This is a genomic window from Streptomyces sp. NPDC028308, from assembly GCF_055565855.1.
Map to the genome: position 1 here is coordinate 879,558 of NZ_JBVHTO010000001.1, position 16,576 is coordinate 896,133.

Annotated in this window: 14 protein-coding genes; 7 read left to right on the forward strand and 7 right to left on the reverse strand. The window is 72.7% G+C overall.

The window, feature by feature from the left end:
• The first annotated feature begins 126 nt into the window (after positions 1-126).
• The 5 genes from ACZ4VA_RS03740 (at position 127) to ACZ4VA_RS03760 (ending at position 5,886) form a co-directional block, all read left to right on the forward strand.
• Complete coding sequence (locus ACZ4VA_RS03740) at positions 127-1,164, forward strand: endonuclease/exonuclease/phosphatase family protein (RefSeq protein ID WP_389391828.1); 1,038 nt, start codon at positions 127-129, stop codon at positions 1,162-1,164.
• Positions 1,165-1,309: 145 nt separating this feature from the next.
• Positions 1,310-2,536 carry an MFS transporter gene (locus ACZ4VA_RS03745; RefSeq protein ID WP_468079530.1) on the forward strand — a complete coding sequence of 409 codons (1,227 nt, stop codon included), beginning with the start codon at positions 1,310-1,312 and terminating at the stop codon, positions 2,534-2,536.
• 123 nt (positions 2,537-2,659) lie between these two features.
• The gene (locus ACZ4VA_RS03750; protein WP_468079532.1) at positions 2,660-3,907 is read left to right on the forward strand and encodes a hypothetical protein; all 1,248 of its coding nucleotides are present in this window, start codon (positions 2,660-2,662) and stop codon (positions 3,905-3,907) included.
• A gap of 336 nt (positions 3,908-4,243) precedes the next feature.
• A complete protein-coding gene (locus ACZ4VA_RS03755; RefSeq protein ID WP_355783949.1) occupies positions 4,244-5,038 on the forward strand; it encodes a DUF998 domain-containing protein in 795 nt (264 codons plus the stop codon).
• Positions 5,035-5,886: an alpha/beta fold hydrolase gene (locus tag ACZ4VA_RS03760; protein ID WP_452919036.1), complete on the forward strand. Its 852-nt coding sequence runs from the start codon at positions 5,035-5,037 to the stop codon at positions 5,884-5,886. The genes ACZ4VA_RS03755 and ACZ4VA_RS03760 overlap by 4 nt, the downstream gene beginning before the upstream one ends.
• Before the next feature lie 70 nt (positions 5,887-5,956).
• Here ACZ4VA_RS03760 and ACZ4VA_RS03765 read toward each other — a convergent pair whose 3' ends face one another.
• The 3 genes from ACZ4VA_RS03765 to ACZ4VA_RS03775 all read right to left on the reverse strand — a co-directional run bounded on the left by ACZ4VA_RS03765 (position 5,957) and on the right by ACZ4VA_RS03775 (position 9,749).
• Positions 5,957-7,897: a S53 family peptidase gene (locus tag ACZ4VA_RS03765; protein ID WP_355783955.1), complete on the reverse strand. Its 1,941-nt coding sequence runs from the start codon at positions 7,895-7,897 to the stop codon at positions 5,957-5,959.
• Between the two features lie 557 nt (positions 7,898-8,454).
• Positions 8,455-9,087 (reverse strand): DUF305 domain-containing protein, encoded by a 633-nt coding sequence (locus ACZ4VA_RS03770; protein ID WP_356167435.1) that lies wholly within the window; start codon positions 9,085-9,087, stop codon positions 8,455-8,457.
• Positions 9,084-9,749 (reverse strand): DUF3105 domain-containing protein, encoded by a 666-nt coding sequence (locus ACZ4VA_RS03775; protein ID WP_355788868.1) that lies wholly within the window; start codon positions 9,747-9,749, stop codon positions 9,084-9,086. Before ACZ4VA_RS03775 ends, ACZ4VA_RS03770 begins: the two co-directional genes overlap by 4 nt.
• A 364-nt stretch (positions 9,750-10,113) precedes the next feature.
• Between ACZ4VA_RS03775 and glnA the strand changes: the two genes are divergently transcribed.
• Both glnA and ACZ4VA_RS03785 read left to right on the forward strand, forming a co-directional pair.
• Positions 10,114-11,475, forward strand: coding sequence for a type I glutamate--ammonia ligase (gene glnA / locus ACZ4VA_RS03780; protein ID WP_121403381.1), 1,362 nt, complete (start codon positions 10,114-10,116; stop codon positions 11,473-11,475).
• A 124-nt stretch (positions 11,476-11,599) separates the two neighbouring features.
• Entirely contained in the window at positions 11,600-12,526 is a 927-nt protein-coding gene (locus ACZ4VA_RS03785) for an aminoglycoside phosphotransferase family protein (RefSeq protein WP_356167431.1), read from the forward strand.
• Positions 12,527-12,570: 44 nt separating this feature from the next.
• Here the strand turns inward: ACZ4VA_RS03785 and ACZ4VA_RS03790 are convergent, their stop codons facing one another.
• The 4 genes from ACZ4VA_RS03790 to ACZ4VA_RS03805 all read right to left on the reverse strand — a co-directional run bounded on the left by ACZ4VA_RS03790 (position 12,571) and on the right by ACZ4VA_RS03805 (position 16,421).
• Complete coding sequence (locus tag ACZ4VA_RS03790; protein WP_356167428.1) at positions 12,571-13,593, reverse strand: TolB family protein; 1,023 nt, start codon at positions 13,591-13,593, stop codon at positions 12,571-12,573.
• Positions 13,590-14,969, reverse strand: a complete 1,380-nt coding sequence (locus tag ACZ4VA_RS03795; protein WP_356167426.1) for an MFS transporter — start codon at positions 14,967-14,969, stop codon at positions 13,590-13,592. Before ACZ4VA_RS03795 ends, ACZ4VA_RS03790 begins: the two co-directional genes overlap by 4 nt.
• Before the next feature lies 1 nt (position 14,970).
• On the reverse strand, positions 14,971-15,858 hold the full coding sequence (locus tag ACZ4VA_RS03800) for an alkaline phosphatase family protein (RefSeq protein ID WP_468079537.1): 888 nt from the start codon (positions 15,856-15,858) through the stop codon (positions 14,971-14,973).
• 122 nt (positions 15,859-15,980) lie between these two features.
• Positions 15,981-16,421 (reverse strand): VOC family protein, encoded by a 441-nt coding sequence (locus ACZ4VA_RS03805; protein WP_356167421.1) that lies wholly within the window; start codon positions 16,419-16,421, stop codon positions 15,981-15,983.
• Between the last annotated feature and the right edge of the window lie 155 nt (positions 16,422-16,576).

Genomic DNA, 16,576 nt, shown 5'->3' on the forward strand with positions numbered 1-16,576 from the left:
CTGACACCGAGTTGTTCGTCCTCGTGCCCGTACGGCCGTCCCAGGACGGCGGAAAGGGCACCGATCATCCCCTAGGGTCGTAGACGCGGGACAGACGGTGTGCACGGCAAGTTGTGAGGCGACGGTATGGCGCAGGCGTATGTGACGGAGACGGGCAGCGGCGGCTCGGGGCCCGAGCGCCGAGGATCCCGGCTTCGGCGCCTGCGTGACGACTGGCGCGGCGACCCCCGCATCTGGCGGCGCGGTCTGGTCCTCGCCGCTCTCGCGGTGCTCTTCGCCCTGGTCATGCTGCTGCACGCGCAGATCCCCAACCGGTTCGGCAACCTCGGCAGCCTCACCGAGACCTTCCTGCCCTGGCTGGGCGTCTTCGTGCCGGTGCTGCTGGTCCTCGCGGTGGTCCGCAAGTCGGCGACCGCGCTGATCGCCGTGCTGCTGCCCGCCGTCGTCTGGCTGAACCTGTTCGGCGGGCTGCTCTCGGACAAGACCGGCGGCGGCGGGGACCTGACGGTCGTCACCCACAACGTCAACGCCGACAATCCCGACCCGGAGGGCACCGCGCGCGACGTGGCCGCGTCCGGCGCCGACGTGGTCGCCCTGGAGGAACTCACGGCCTCTGCGGTCCCGGTGTACGAGAACGCGCTCGCCGCCACGTACAGGTACCACTCGGTGCAGGGCACCGTCGGGCTGTGGAGCAAGTACCCGCTGAGCGGCGCGGCCCCCGTCGACATCAAGCTGGGCTGGACGCGTGCCATGCGGGCGACGGTGACGGCGCCGGCCGGGCAGGTCGCGGTGTACGTCGCCCACCTGCCCTCGGTCCGGGTGAAGCTGGAGGCCGGGTTCACCGCCCGCCAGCGGGACAAGAGCGCCGACGCGCTGGGCGAGGCGATCGCCGACGAGCCGGTCCGGGGGGTCGTCCTGCTCGGCGACCTCAACGGCACCATGAACGACCGCGCGCTGAACGCCGTCACCGCGCAGATGCGCTCCACCCAGGGCGCGGCGGGCAGCGGCTTCGGCTTCAGCTGGCCCGCGTCGTTCCCGATGGCCCGTATCGACCAGATCATGGTCAAGGGCATCGAGCCGGTGACGTCCTGGACGCTGCCCGAGACCGGCAGCGACCACCTGCCGGTCGCCGCGCGCGTCAAGGTGGACGCAACCGCCTCTTAACCTCCTGGAATACTGGCCTGGGAGAGTTTGTTCCTACACTGAACTTATGCTGCCCGTGCACAGCGGTGTGCACGGGCACGACCTTGCGCGCGGACGTGTCCCCCACGAGTCCGCGCGCGCCCCCGCTCCCCCTGAGAGGCCCCTCATGCCCCTGGCCCTGCTCGCCCTCGCCGTGGGCGCCTTCGGCATCGGCACCACCGAGTTCGTGATGATGGGCCTCCTGCCCGACGTCGCGGACGACCTCCACGTCTCCATCCCCACCGCCGGCCACCTGGTGTCCTCGTACGCCCTGGGCGTGGTGATCGGCGCGCCGCTGCTGGCCGCCGTCACCTCCCGGATGTCCCGGCGCGCGGTCCTGATCGGGCTCATGGGCCTCTTCGTCGTCGGCAACGCGCTGTCCGCCCTCGCCCCCGACCACCACTGGCTCCTGGCCGCCCGCTTCCTCAGCGGCCTGCCGCACGGCGCCTTCTTCGGGGTCGGCGCCGTCGTCGCCACCGGACTGGTCGCCCCCGAGCGCAAGGCGCGCTCCGTCTCACTCATGTTCCTCGGCCTGACCGTGGCCAACATCGCCGGCGTGCCCGTCGCCACGCTCATGGGGCAGCACCTCGGCTGGCGCGCCACGTTCCTCGGCGTCAGCGTGATCGGCGTGGCCGCCATAGCCTCGCTGGCGCTGCTGATCCCCCGCGACCACGCCCCGGCCCCGGCCGGCGGCCTGCGCGGCGAGCTGGCCGCGCTGGGCTCGCTGCCCGTCTGGCTCGCGCTGGGCACCACCGTCGCGGGCTTCGGCGCCCTGTTCTCCGCGTACAGCTACATCACGCCGATGCTCACGGACGCCGCCGGGTACGCCGACGGCAGCGTCACCCTGCTGCTCGCCCTCTTCGGCGTCGGCGCGACGGCTGGCAACCTGCTGGGCGGGCGCCTCGCCGACCACTCCCTGCGGGGGACCCTGTTCGGCGGTCTCGCGTCCCTCGTCGCCGTCCTGGCCCTCTTCCCGCTGCTCATGAGCGCCCAGTGGAGCGCCGCCGTCGGGGTCACCCTCCTCGGCACGGCGGCGTTCGTCACCGGCTCGCCGCTCCAGCTGATGGTCATGGAGAAGGCCGCCGCGGCTCCGTCCCTGGCCTCCTCCGCCAACCAGGCGGCCTTCAACCTCGCCAACGCCGGCGGCGCCTGGATCGGCGGGCTCGCCCTCGCGGCGGGCTTCGGGGCGACGTCGCCGGCGGTGGCCGGGGCGATGCTCGCGGTGCTCGGGCTGGGGGTCGCGGCGGTGGCGTACGCCGTGGACCGGCGGCGCGCTCTCGTCCCCGACGGTGCCGCGGGAGGACGCCTCGTCGCGACGCACGTCCCCCGGCCCACGGAGCCGGCGCGACGCTGACACCCCGCCGTACGGGAACCCCGGACCTACGTGCCTGAGGTGACGGCAGTTCACCGAAGGGCGCGGGCAGCGTAATCTCGGCTCCGGGCGAGCCCCAACTGCGTTGACCACGAAGGGGGATGCATGCGAAGCGTGGCCGTGGACAACTGCCGGAGACGGGTTGCCGCGACTCCTCACCGCGCGGCGGATCAGGCGTTCCCCACCTTCTGCCACATCAGCGAGTACGGCCCGCCCGGATATCAGAGCCTGCACAGCCTGATCGCCCTCAGCCGGCCCCTCAACCTGTGGGCGCCGTCCAGCGTGCTCGTCCGGCACGCGAGCCGTGTTCCGGCGAGACACTTCGTCCGGTACGTCGAAGAGGGCTTCATCCGCGTCCAGGCACGCGAGCCCTGGCTCACCGACCGCGCTCACCGCGACGGGCACCCGTGGGAGGACGCCCGCTGGGACGAGGAGATCGACGGAGCGCTGCTGTCCATCCTCCGCAACGACGAAAGGCTCCCGGAGAGCGAGCGAAGGGTGCTCGCGGCGCCGCCCCCGCGCGGTGAGGAGTGGGCCGCGGAGAGGCTGGCGGCCGACCCGGGGCAGGTCGAGTACTGGTATGGCGCCTACCGCGGTCCGCGCGCCGCTCACCGCATCCCTGAGGGAACACTGCAGGCCGCGAGACGGTACGCCGACAGCGGGCCCTTCGACATCGCCAAGCACGTCCTGAGCGTCGCCTACAACCACGGCGCGGCCTTCGAACTCTCCGGGGCCCGGGCTCCCCTGCTGCTCGGCCGGGCGGACCGGAGTTTCGTCCGGCTGATCACCCGAGCGCCGACAGCCGACGGTGCCGCGGCGCGGGCCACCACGACACCCTCCCGCGACCTGGCGGCGGAACTGGCGGCCCAGCTGCTGGAAGTCCTGCGCCTCCTCGACGTCCACGCCGGCCCGCGCGATCTCGACACGTTCCTCCGGGGACGGGGCCGGGAGGAACTCGTCCGGTGGATCGGCGACATGTGCGAGCGGTATCGGCACCATCCCCGCCGCGAGCTCGACGGCCTGGTCGTCCGGGAACTGCGCCGCGCACTGGTCCGGACCCGCTTTCGCAGCCCGGTGAGCGAGCTGCGTGAGCGTCCCATGGCCGCGGCCGTGGGCAGCATCGCCCTGGCGGCCGGGGCGGTGGACTTCGTACTGGCTCCCGGGAACGCCATGGGGATCGCCGGTATGGCGGCGGGGGCATACCAGCTGGGGTCGGGGCTCGCCCGGCAGATGGGATGGGCGCCGACGCCTTTCGACGGACCCCAGTGGCCTTTCCTGTACGCCTACTCGTCGAAGGCGAAGAAGTCTCAGCTGGCGAAGATCGCCTACGCCCTGAGCAGGCACCCCGGCTGACCCGACACGGGTCCCGCTCGCTGCCGCCGCCCCTCCCCGACTGCCCGCAGGCGCCGTCCGGCGGGAGGGGACGGGGCGGTACATCAAAGGCCTGTCGCGGGGTTGGCGCGCAGCCGAGGGGACCTGGTGACGGACGTGGGTGCCTGCCCCGCGACAGGCGGATGCACCGCCCCGGCCCCGCCCCACAGATCACCGTCCGCGCCCACCACCGGCCCGTCGCCCGCCCGTCCGGCCCGCCCCACAGCCCACCGTCCGCGCCCCCGACCCGGCCCGTCGCCCGCCCACCCGGCCCCGCCCGGCATGCCCCTCGCCCTCGCCCCACCGATCATGTGACCCATGACGACGGCCCCCTTCGACCGCAGCGACCGCAAGGATGATCACCCGAACCCCAGCGATCGTCGGGACTCGCTCGTCGTCGCCCTGCTCGTCGGGCTCGGCATCGTCGCCTACAGCGCCTGGGGGCTGGAGGTCGTCCTGCCGACCGGGCTCGCGCCGGGGCGGACCTACGCCAGTGAGCTGGCCGCCCAGGACCAGCCCTTCGGCGGCCTCTTCCGTACGACGGACCTCGTCGCCGGGGTGCTGATGTGCGCCGGCGGCCTGTGGGCGTTGCTGCGGCTGTCGCCCGGTGACCGGTGGGGGACCGTCGGCTGGACGGCCGTCGTGCTGTTCGGCGTCGCCACCACCGTGGACTCACGGCTGCCCCTGAGCTGCACACCGACGGTGGACCGGCTCTGCGCCCAGCGGGAGCACGCCGGTCTCGTCCCGGTGACCCACACCGCGCACGCGACGAGCAGTGCCCTCGCGGTGTGCGCCGTCCTCGTCGCCATGCCGGCCCTCACGCACGCGGCCCGCCGCCACGCCCCCGCCTCCTCCCTGGCCCGGCTGGGCCGACCCCTCGTCGCCCTGGAACTGGCCGCCACGGCCTGGACCATCGCCGCCGTCGCCGCCCTGGAGGCAGGACACGGCAACTGGTCCCTCGGCCTCGCCCAGCGCCTCCAACTGGCCCTCATGGCCGCGTGGTTCGCGACACTCGCGCTCTCGGTCCTCCGACACCGGCGGCCCGCGCCGGAACCCCCGGCCCCCGCCCCCCGGCCCCCGCTCGCCCCGGAGACGGAGCGGGCGGCCCGATGACCTTCGTGCGCATCGACGGCGTGCCCCACCACGTCCGGGTGGACGGCACCGGCCCCGTCTGCGTCCTCAGCGCGGGCCTCGGCCTGTGCTGGTTCGACTGGGACCCGGTCGTGCCCCTGCTCGCCCCGCACCGCACGGTCGTACGGTTCGACCGCCCGGGTCTGGGACTCAGCGGACCCGCGCGGACGTGGCCCACCCTGGACGCCGAGGCGCGGCGCATCGCACATGTCCTGGACGGCTTGGGCCTCACCGCCCCGGTGACCGTCGCCGGACACTCCCTCGCGGGGTTCCACGCGGAGGCGTTCGCCCGCCTCTACCCGGCCCGTACGGCGGGACTCGTCCTCCTCGACACCAGCGTGGAGGAGGCACCGCGTCCCCGGGCGGCCCGAGCGGCACGGAACGCCGGTACGCGTGCGTGCGCCACGCTCCTGGCCGCGGCGGGCGTCCCCCGGGCCCTGGGGGCGCCACTGCGGCGAGCGGCGGTGCGAGCCGGACGCCGGAGAGGCGGCGACCCCGCCCCGTACGACCTGGTCCGCAGCGCGTACGGCACGAGTCGCTCCCTGCACGCGGTCCTGGCCGAGAACGCCACCTACCGCGACGAGGCGGTCCGACTGGACGTCCTGCGGCGGCACTTCCCCCTCCCGGACGTCCCGGTCACCGTCCTCGCGACCGGCTCCGGCCGGTGGGTCGACCGCCAACGGGCCCTGGCCGAAAGGCTGGACGCGGCCTTCCACGTCACCCGCCGGCCCTCCGGCCACCTCCTGATGCTGGACCGCCCCGAGGACGTGGCGGAGGCGGTACTCACCACGACGGCCCCCCAAGCCCCCGAACCCATCCAAGCCCCTTGAGTCGCCCGGCCCCCGAAACACCGACGCCCGCCCCTCATCCAGGGGCGGGCGCACGGAGGGTGACGGTACGTCAGTGGACTCGGTAGGAGTTCACATAGCCCGCGGCGGGCGAGCCGACGCCGGTCACGTCGTCGTAGCCCTTCACGGCCTTCAGGGAGCTGTCCTTGCCGAGGCTGCGGACGGAGGTGAGGAGCCCCTCCGACGCGTCGTAGCCGTTGGCGAAGTCGACGCGCGCCACGGCGAGTCCGGACCCCGTCGGGTTGTCCGTGACGTCGTGGTAGACCTTCGACCCGGACTTGGCGTAGATCGACGGGTTGGCGAATCCGATCGCCTTGCCGCCGCGCGCCTCCTGGGCCAGGGCCTGGACGGCGGCGATCACCGGCGCGGCGAGCGAGGTGCCGCCGATCCGGTACTCGTCGTACTGCTGCGAACCGTCGGGGAACGTCTGCGTCTGGCCGACCTTGAAACCGGTGTTGGGGTCGGCGATCGCCGCGATGTCCGGCACGGTCCGCATCGCGGTCGTACCGTTCGCGTGGGCGAGCGCGTCCGGCACGACGCCCTTCTGGTAGAAGGGCTGCGACACGGTCCGGCTGGTGCCGCCGCCCGCGCCCGAGGTGAACGCCCCGGGGAAGCCCGTCCAGCTCTTGCCGTCCTCGGAGAGGGCGGCCTTCTCGGTGCCCCAGCCGGTCTCGAAGAGGTACTTGTCGTCCTTGCCGACGGCCAGCGAGGTGCCGCCGACCGCGGTCACCCAGGCCGAGTTGGCCGGGGTGTCGACCTGCTTCGTGCCGGTGTTGGCGACCTCGTCGCCGTTGTCGCCGGAGGAGAAGTAGAAGCCGATGCCCTCGACGGCGCCGAACTGGAAGACCTGGTCGTAGGCGGCCGCGATGTCCGGCGTCTCGTTGGCCTCGATGTCGCCCCAGGAGTTGGAGACGATGTCGGCGAGGCGACCGTCGACGATCTTGTTCAGCGAGTCGAGCAGATCGTCGTCGTAGCAGGAGGCGGCACCCACGTACGTGATGTCCGCGGCGGGCGCGACCGCGTGCACGGCCTCGACGTCGAGGGTCTCCTCGCCGTACCAGCCCGCGGCCCCGCACTCCTCGGTCTTCGTGTACTTCGCGGGCAGCACCTGGCGCAGCTGGCCGCTGACGTACCTCGCGTCACCGTGCTTCTTCGCGTAGGTGGCGGCGTCGAAAGCGATGGTCGGCGAGGCGTACGCGTCGGTGATGGCGACCCGCACCCCCTTGCCGGTCCGGGTGCCCGCCCCGTAGGCGGCGCGCAGCTGCTTGCCGGTGTACCCCTTGACGGCGTACGGGATCTTCTTGCCGTAGGCGTCCGGGAGCGTGCTCGCGATGTTCGAGCCGTGGTACGAGGAGAACGGCCCGGAGTTGCGGAACACCGCGTCCGGCGGCGGAAGTTGGTCCTGGTGGGTCGCCTTGTGCGGGGCGTTGTCGAGGCCGGTGACGGTCAGCACGGCGCCGTTGAGGGCGGCCGGCGCGGAGGCCGTCTTCGCGGGCGCCCGGTAGGTCTTGCCGCCCTTGGCGTAGTTGTGCAGCTGCGTGCCGAACGCCTTCTCGGCGGCGGCCACGTCACCGGTCACGGAGACGTAGTGCCGCGTCGTGCCGGTGACCTTCAGTCCCGCCGACTCCAGCCAGGAGGTCACGGCGGCGACCTGCGCCTTGGTGGCGCCGAAGCGGGCCTGTGCCTGCTTCGCGCTCAGGTACCTGCCGTACGAGGCCGACTCGGGGTCGGACACGGCCTTGGCGTACGCGGCCAGGCCGGAGGCGTCGCGGCCGGCGAGGTGGACCCGGGCGGACACCTGGGAGCTGTCGGACGTGGCCCCCTTGTCCGCGGCGGGCGTGGCCCAGGCGGGCCTGGTGCCCGTGAGGGTGTCGCGGCCCGGGCCGTCCGCGGCCTGGGCCGCGGGTATGCCGAGCGCCAGAGCGCCGGCGAGCAGCGGCAGTGTCGCTGCCAGGCTCACTCCGGCGCGCGCTGTGGCGCGGTTGGATCTCATTGAACCCCCTGCGATGCGGTTCGTCGCATGTAGTGGCCGGTCGTGATCCGCGTAGACCCCTGGGCGGAAAGGTGCACAGGGAATGGATCACGCTGGGGTCACTCTCGCGACGAACCGTTCATGCCAGGGGAATGCGGGGGCCAAGAAGACCCCAAGGAACCGTATGCGTAAGGGAATTGAGCAGTGATGCCCGTCATGTGCGGTCTTGCGCACCGGAGTCCGGTCGACGGACACCGGTCACCGGCCGGGGACCACCCGGTCACCGATGGACGGTCACCGGTCGAGGCCGCCTCTCGCCAGGGCGCCCGCCCACAGATCGGAATCGCCAACAGGGCACCCGCAGGCCGGAATCGTCGACCGGCACCCGCAGGCGGGAGTCGCAAACAGGGCGCCCGCAGACTGAGATCGCCGACAGGGCACCCGCAGTCGGGAAGCCCCGACAGGGGCACCCGCAGACTGGAATTCCCAACAGGGCACCCTCAGTCGTGAGTCGCCAACAGGACAACCCCAGGCAGCAGTCGGCGAGGAACCGCAAGGGAAGCCGGAGCGCCCGTGGCTCAGTCCGGCGGCGTCGCGCCGCGCGCCTTCAGCAGGTCGGTGATCAGGTCCATCTCGGACCGCTGGCCCGCGACCATGCCCTTGGCCAGCCGGCGTTCGACGCCGACCTCGCACCTGCGCACGCAGCCCTCGGCCATGTGCACGCCGCCCGCGTGGTGGGCGTACATCAGCCGCAGGTAGGTGATCTCGGCGGTCTTGCCGTTCTCCTTGCGGAGGCGGTCCATCTCCGTGTCGGTCGCCATGCCCGGCATCAGCGCGCCGTCCTTGCCGGAGGCCATGCCGCCCATGTCCATCCACGTCATCGGCGGGTCGGCGGAGACCTTCGGCAGCTCCCAGAGGTCGAGCCAGCCCAGCAGCATGCCGCGCTGGTTGGCCTGCGTCTGCGCGATGTCGTAGGCGAGGCGCCGCACCTCCTCGTCCTCGGTGCGGTCGCGCACGATGTACGACATCTCGACGGCCTGCTGGTGGTGGACGGCCATGTCCCGCGCGAAACCCGCGTCCGCGGAGTCCGCGGCGGGCGTCCCCGGGCCGGAGTCGCCGCCGTCGGCGACCGCATACGTGATCGCCCCGGCCGCCACGAGCACGGCCGCCGCGGTACCCGCGATCCAGCCCGTCTGTTTCGTCCGGCTCACTTCGACAGGCCGTTGGTGCACGCGGCACCCGGTTCGGGCGTCTGCTTGCCCTGCACGTACGCGGAGAAGAAGGCGTCGACGGCCGGGTCGCTCGCCCCGGTCACCGTGCGCTGCTTGCCCCACGCGCTGAGCATGATCGGGTCCTTCTGGTCCTCGACCGGGCTCATCAGCGTGTACGGAGTCTTCTTGACCTTCGCGGCGAGCGCCTTGACGTCGGCTTCCGGGGCCTTGTCGTTGTACGTCACCCAGACCGCGCCGTGCTCCAGCGAGTGCACGGCGTTCATGTTGCCGACCGGCTCGGTGTAGACGTCGCCGTTGCAGTTCATCCACACCTGGTTGTGGTCGCCGCCGACCGGAGGCTCCATCGGGTACTTCACCGTCTTGGTGACGTGGGTGCGGCCCAGCGTGCCCTTCCAGGTCTTCACGCCGTCCTTGCCGGTCACGAAGTGGCCCGAGGTCCCCTTGGAGTCGCTCGCCGAGCTGTCCTTGTCGGACTGCGACGTGACGAGGTACGTCCCGCCGGCGACGAGACCCGCGACGATCACCACGCTCGCGCCGATCGTGAGGATCCGGTTGCGGCGCTCGCGGGAGCGGTCTGCGCGACGCATCTCCTCTATCCGCGCCTTGCGCGAGGCGTTGGAGCTGTTCTTGGCGGAACCCATGGCGAGTCCTTCGGGGGCTGGTGGATGTGGGACGGACGGGTTTGCTGATCGTAGTGGGAACGGGGGCGGGGTATGGAGGGAGGTCGCGGGAATGTCCGAAGGTGCCCGGTGCCGCCGGCCGCCGGCCCCGGCCCGGAGCCCGTCCCGCACCGCTCCTCGGTATCGCCGGACCCGGGTGAGCAGGCAGTATGGGCAGCAGCGCAGTACACCTGCCGTACGCGAGGCGTTCAGTCCATGGTCGGTCTGCCGATCAAGGTCCGCAACGCGCACGAAATGGTGTTGTGGTGGGATGCTCATGTGCCCCGATCGTCCCCGAGGCGTGGGAGCAGGCGGCCTGACCGGCAAGGATGGGTGGAAGCGGAAGATGGACAAGCAGCAGGAGTTCGTGCTCCGGACACTGGAGGAGCGTGACATCCGGTTCGTACGCCTCTGGTTCACGGACGTGCTCGGCTTCCTGAAGTCGGTGGCCGTGGCCCCGGCCGAGCTGGAGCAGGCGTTCGACGAGGGCATCGGGTTCGACGGCTCGGCGATCGAGGGCTTCGCCCGGGTATACGAGTCCGACATGATCGCCAAGCCGGATCCGTCGACGTTCCAGGTGCTGCCGTGGCGCGCCGAGGCCCCGGGTACCGCCCGGATGTTCTGCGACATCCTGATGCCCGACGGCTCGCCGTCCTTCGCGGACCCCCGCTACGTCCTCAAGCGCGCCCTCGCCAAGACCTCCGACCTCGGGTTCACCTTCTACACCCACCCCGAGATCGAGTTCTTCCTGCTGAAGGACCGCCCGCTGGACGGCTCGCGGCCCACCCCCGCCGACAACTCCGGCTACTTCGACCACACCCCACAGAACGTGGGCCAGGACTTCCGGCGCCAGGCCATCACGATGCTGGAGTCGATGGGCATCTCGGTCGAGTTCAGCCACCACGAGGGCGCCCCCGGCCAGCAGGAGATCGACCTGCGCTACGCCGACGCGCTCTCCACGGCCGACAACATCATGACCTTCCGGCTGATCATGAAGCAGGTCGCGCTGGAGCAGGGCGTGCAGGCCACGTTCATGCCGAAGCCGTTCTCGGAGTACCCGGGGTCGGGCATGCACACCCACCTCTCCCTCTTCGAGGGCGACCGCAACGCGTTCTACGAGTCCGGCTCGGAGTACCAGCTCTCCAAGGTCGGCCGCTCCTTCATCGCGGGCCTGCTGCGGCACGCGGCGGAGATCTCGGCGGTCACCAACCAGTGGGTGAACTCCTACAAGCGCATCTGGGGCGGCTCGGAGCGCACCGCGGGCGCCGGCGGCGAGGCCCCCTCGTACATCTGCTGGGGCCACAACAACCGCTCGGCCCTGGTCCGCGTCCCGATGTACAAGCCCGGCAAGACCGGCTCGGCCCGCGTCGAGGTCCGCTCCCTGGACTCCGGCGCGAACCCCTACCTCGCCTACGCCCTGCTGCTGGCCGCCGGCCTCAAGGGCATCGAGGAGGGCTACGAGCTCCCGCCGGGCGCCGACGACGACGTCTGGGCCCTGCGCGACGCCGAGCGCCGCGCCCTGGGTATCGAGCCCCTCCCGCAGAACCTGGGCGAGGCCCTGACGCTCATGGAGCGCAGCGAACTGGTCGCCGAGACCCTCGGCGAGCACGTCTTCGACTTCTTCCTCCGCAACAAGAAGAGCGAGTGGGAGGAGTACCGCAGCGAGGTCACGGCGTTCGAGCTGCGGAAGAACCTGCCGGTGCTGTAGCAACCGCAGGTCGGTGGGCTTCTCCGCCGGAGTGTCTGGAAGGCCCGACGGTCAGTGACCGTCGGGCCTTTCTCGTCGGGAAAGTGTTTGACGGTCCGTCGGGGGCTGGGGTCGGATTTGGCCCATGGACACAGGGGAGAGGCAACCCGTCGGTGAAGAGCTCGTGCGGCGGCTTGTGGGCGGGCGGTTTCCGCGGTGGGCCGGGCTCGGGGTGGTGCGGGTGCCGTCCGGGGGCACGGTGAACGCCATGTACCGGCTGGGCGAGGACATGGTCGTACGGCTGCCGCTGACCGAGGGCGGCGCCCGTGACGTGGCCGCGGAGCAGCGGTGGCTGCCCCGCCTCGCGCCCTCGCTCCCGGTGGCCGTCCCCGAGGTACTGGGCGCCGGGGAACCGGCCGAGGGCTACCCGTACCCCTGGTCGGTGTACCGGTGGCTGCCCGGGGAGAACCCCGAGGCGGGGGCACTGACCGCACCCGAGCGGCTGGCCGAGGACCTGGCGGCGTTCGTGACCGCGATGCGCGGGGTCACCCTGCCGGACGCGCCCGCCGCCCACCGCGGCGGACCCCTCTCCTCGCTCGACGAGGAGACGCGGGCGGCGGTCGAGGCGCTCCGCGCGATCCCGGAGGAGGGCGTCGACTGCGACGCGGTGACCGCCGTGTGGGAGGACGCGCTGCGGGCCCTGGACGGGGACGGGCCGGTGTGGCTGCACGCCGACCTGATGCCCGGCAACCTGCTGGTGGACGCGGGCCGGCTCACCTCGGTGATCGACTTCGGGTGCCTGGGACTGGGCGACCCGTCCTGCGACCTGTTCCCGGCCTGGAACCTGCTGCCGCCCGAAGGCAGGAAGGTCTTCCGCGCGGCCCTCGACGTGGACGACGCGTCCTGGACCCGCGGCCGGGCCCGCACGCTCTCGCAGGCCCTGATCGCCCTGCCGGAGTACCGCACGACGAACGAGTCGATGGCCCGCAACGCCCGGTACGTCGTCCGGGAGGTGCTGGAGGACGTGCGCCGGGACGGCGCCCGCACGGCCCGGGCGGCGCGAGGGCGTTGAGAGAGGCCGAGCGGTCGGCGCGCGTGCGCGGCCGGGGGAGCCGGTCAGGGGAGGTACGCCGGTGAGACGGCCGCCGTGCTGACGCGCCGCGGCCCTCCCGCGCCGTCGGACGGGATCGCGTAGAGGTCGGCCCCGTAGTCGCCGGGCAGCGAGTAGACGAGGGTGTGGTCGTCCCGCCAGAGGGCCTGGTCGTCGACGCTGCGGGATTCCGCGAGGGGGGTCTCGCGCAGCGTGGCGAGGTCGAGGACGTACAGGCGCCAGGGGGCGTCCGCCGGGAGGCCCGCCACCCGCTTCTTGAACGCGATCCGCGTGCCGTCGGGGGAGAGGGACGGGCACTCCACATTCGTACGCACCGTGGTGACGGTGCGCGTGCGCAGGTCGCCCCGCACCAGGTACGTCTTCCCCTTCGTCGCCAGCGTCGCGTAGAAGTGCCGGTCGTCGGCCGCGAAGGTGACGCCCCAGAAGTTGACGTCCGCCGCGCGGTACGGACGGCCGTTCCGCACGACGCGGAACGTCTCCAGGGAGGGCGTGAACCGGCCCGTGCGGGTGTCGACGATCGCCGCGCGCGTGGAGAAGTTCGTCCCCGCGTAGGAGTCACCGCCCACGAACGCCGTCCATGCCGCGAACCGGCCGCTCGGGGAGACCCGCGCCCGGGACGGGATGCCCGGCACGTCGTAGCGGGCCCGCACGTGCAGGCCGGCGTCGAGGACCACCGCCCGGTAGGTGTCCTGGACGGGGCCGTGGACCGCCTGGAGGCATACCCCGGTGCCCGCCGCCGCGTGGAAGCGCAGGCACTTCACCCCGGACGCCGTCCGCGGACCCGACGGGTCGGCGGCCCGGACCGAGGTCAGCTCGTCGCGGTGCGGGCCCCACGCCATGTTCCGGAACACCATGCGCGCGCCCGCGCCGGTCAGCGCGACCGGGCCCGCGGTGATCCGCGGACCCCCGGGTCGCGCCCGGTCCCGGCGGTCGGCGCGGTCCGAGGCGTGCAGCACGGACGCCGTGGCGACGCCGGCCAGGACGAGCAGCGCCAGGGCCAGGACCAGGATGCGGCTGCGAAGGGTCATGCGGGGCCTTCCGGGGTCGTCGCGGCCGGCCTCAGCAGACCGAGCGAGCACAGGGCGCAGACGGCCAGCAGCACGGCCGAGGCGGTGAGCGCCGTGCGGTCGCCCCACGCCGTCCAGGCCGCGCCGAAGCCGAGCGAGCAGACGAACCGGGCGAGCGCCTGCCCGGTCTGGACGAGGGCCAGCCCCGACGAGCGCAGTGCCTCGGGCACGCTGTCCGAGGCGGCGGCCATCAGCACGCCGTCGGTGGCCGCGTAGAAGCCGCCGTGCAGGAGCAGCACGGCGTACGGCAGGGCGGCGCCGTGCCAGGAGGAGAGCAGCAGGCCGTACGCGAGCAGCAGGGCGCCGTGGCCCGCGAGGAACACGCGCCACCTGCCCGCCCGGTCGGCGAGCCGGCCGAGCGGGACGGCGAGCAGCAGGAACGCCGCCGCCGTGCCGAGGGGGAGCAGGGCGAACCAGCGGTCCGGTACGCCGAGGCGCCGCTGGAGCAGCAGGTACACGAAGGAGTCGCTGACCGTCGCGAGGCCCAGCAGCAGCGCGCAGACGGTGACGCGGCGCAGCCCCCGGTCCCGCAGCAGCCCGAGGGCGGCGCGGAGAGTCGGCCGGGGCTGCCGCGCGCTTCCGGCGCCCTTCGCCGGCCCTGCCGCGGTCCCGGCCGGCTCCCCGGCGGCGTCCGCCCGCTCTTCCGCGGTGCCGCGCGCCGTCCGTCCGGGACCGGGTGCGGCGGGGGCGCGCCCCGGAACGAACAGCACCAGGACGAGCACCCCCGTCACCGCCACGCAGAAGCTGACGGTGAACACCGCGTCGTAGCCGTCGACCGTGGCGCGCAGGATCAGGAAGGCGGCCAGGGGGCCGAGGAGGGCACCCGCCGTGTCCATGGCCCGGTGCACGCCGAACGCCCGGCCGCGCGTCTCGGGCGTGCTGGACAGGGAGATCAGCGCGTCGCGCGGGGCGGTGCGCAGGCCCTTGCCGGTCCGGTCGGCGGCGAGGATCAGGCCGATCGGGGTCAGCGAGTGGGCGAGCAGGAGCAGGGGTTTGCAGGCCGCCGACAGGCCGTAGCCGAAGCCGGCGACCCACTTGTGGCGGCCGCCTCCGCGGTCGGCGAGATGCCCGCCGGCCAGCCGTACCAGCGCCGAGAAGCCGTTGTAGATCCCGTCGAGCAGCCCGAAGCCCAGCGGTGACAGGCCGAGGCCCGCCACCAGGTACAGGGGCAGCACCGCCGTCACCATCTCGGACGAGACGTCGGTGATCAGGCTGACCGTGCCGAGGGCGAGCACCGTGGGGGCGACCGCGGCACGACGCCGCCCGGCGAGGGGCCGGGCGGCGTCTTCCGCGGACGCCGTCGCCGGGGTGCCGGCCCGGCTGTCCGCTACGTACACGTCAGGACGTCCAGATGCCGGTGATGTCCTTGGCGGAGGCCGCGTTGCCCGCGTGCGGGAGGCCGTGCATGTCCTCCAGGGTGCGCAGCAGGTCGTAGTGGTTGTACGTGGTCGACGAGGTCGAACCGGGGGTCACCTGCTGGCCGTAGAGCACCGTCGGGATGCGGTTGCCGCTGAGCCGGTTGTCCTCGTCGAAGGTGACGACGAGGAGGCTGTTGTGGGTCTTCGCCCAGGTCGCGTACGCGCCCAGCTTGTTCTTCAGCCAGGTGTCGCCGGTGGACACCGAGCAGTCGTGCATGTCGCTGCACAGGTTGGGGACGACGAAGGAGACCTGGGGGAGCGTCGTGTAGTCCGTCGGGAACTGGGCGAACGTCTTCGCCGACGACGTCGGCACGTTCTTGAAGCCGAACCACGGGTTGTGCTTGCGGGCGTACGAGCCGCTGCTGCACGTGGTGGAGCCCTGGCTGGGGAGGGTCTCGTTGTAGCTGGCCCAGCTCTTGCCCGCCGCGATCAGCTCGGAGGCGAGGTTCGGGGCGGAGGAGAAGCCCGGCGGGTAGCAGCTGTCGTCGGTGATGCCCTGGGTGGAGCCGGAGAAGAGCGCGAAATAGTTGGGCTGGCTCGGGTGGGTCTCGGCGTACGTCTGGGAGAGGTTGGCGCCCCCGCTCTTGAGCGAGTTGATGTACGGGGCGCTGGAGGAGCCGATCACCTGGCTGTAGGCGTGGTTCTCGAAGACCACGACGACCACGTGGTCAGGGGTCGGGACCACGCCCGCGGCCTGCGCCGGGGACGAGCCGCCGAACCCGGTCCAGAGCCCGGCCGCGGCGGCGGCGAGGGCCAGGGCGGACGCCACGAGGGTGCGGCTGCGGCGGTACACGGTTCTGCCGGACACTTCAGACCTCCGGTTGGGGGACGAGGACGAGGACGAGGACGAGAGCGGTGCGGACAGAGCATGCTCACGCCAACATTCCCGTGGCCCACGTCCCCCGGCCCGAGGAGTGAAGAGCGGGTGAACTACTGTCGCCCGGCCGCCAGCTCCGTAAGGAGCTTGTGGAGCGGCTTCGTGGCCCGCTGCCGGTACTCCTGGATCGCCCAGCCGTTGCCGTCCGGGTCCGTGAAGTACATGAAGGTGGCACCGTCCTGCGGCGCGAAGGCCTGCGGCTCGCTGACGTCGAGCCCGCGCCCCCTGAGCTCCTCGTACGCGGCCTTGGCGTCCTCCACGCACAATTGCAGGCCGTGGTACGTCCCTGGCCGCGGCGTCCCGGTCGGGATCGGCAGCCCGTCCACGAGCGCGATGGAACACCCGGAGCCCGGCGGCGTCAGCTGGACGATCCGCACCCCCTCCATCACCTCGCCGTCCAGATCGACGTGGAAGCCGACCTTGTCCCGGTAGAACTCCTTGGCCCGGTCCACGTCGGAGACCGGCAGCACGATCACTTCGAGGGTCATGTCCACTGGATGCGTCCCTTCCTCGTACGCCGGCCGGGCCCGGTGGCGTCCGGCCGGACGGCTCCCCCTCACCGAAGCCGAATGCGGGCCGCCGCGCCACCGCTTGCGCCGAACCGGGCGCCGCGGTTCACACGAACCCGCCCCCGGAGCCGCCCGGGCGC

Bases quoted from the DNA above. Each gene is read 5' to 3' on its own strand.
- ACZ4VA_RS03790 (WP_356167428.1), bottom strand. From the start codon at position 13,593: ATGACCCTTCGCAGCCGCATCCTGGTCCTGGCCCTGGCGCTGCTCGTC.
- ACZ4VA_RS03750 (WP_468079532.1), top strand. From the start codon at position 2,660: ATGCGAAGCGTGGCCGTGGACAACTGCCGGAGACGGGTTGCCGCGACT.
- ACZ4VA_RS03765 (WP_355783955.1), bottom strand. From the start codon at position 7,897: ATGAGATCCAACCGCGCCACAGCGCGCGCCGGAGTGAGCCTGGCAGCG.
- ACZ4VA_RS03760 (WP_452919036.1), top strand. From the start codon at position 5,035: ATGACCTTCGTGCGCATCGACGGCGTGCCCCACCACGTCCGGGTGGAC.
- ACZ4VA_RS03785 (WP_356167431.1), top strand. From the start codon at position 11,600: ATGGACACAGGGGAGAGGCAACCCGTCGGTGAAGAGCTCGTGCGGCGG.
- ACZ4VA_RS03745 (WP_468079530.1), top strand. From the start codon at position 1,310: ATGCCCCTGGCCCTGCTCGCCCTCGCCGTGGGCGCCTTCGGCATCGGC.
- glnA (WP_121403381.1), top strand. From the start codon at position 10,114: ATGGACAAGCAGCAGGAGTTCGTGCTCCGGACACTGGAGGAGCGTGAC.
- ACZ4VA_RS03755 (WP_355783949.1), top strand. From the start codon at position 4,244: ATGACGACGGCCCCCTTCGACCGCAGCGACCGCAAGGATGATCACCCG.
- ACZ4VA_RS03775 (WP_355788868.1), bottom strand. From the start codon at position 9,749: ATGGGTTCCGCCAAGAACAGCTCCAACGCCTCGCGCAAGGCGCGGATA.
- ACZ4VA_RS03740 (WP_389391828.1), top strand. From the start codon at position 127: ATGGCGCAGGCGTATGTGACGGAGACGGGCAGCGGCGGCTCGGGGCCC.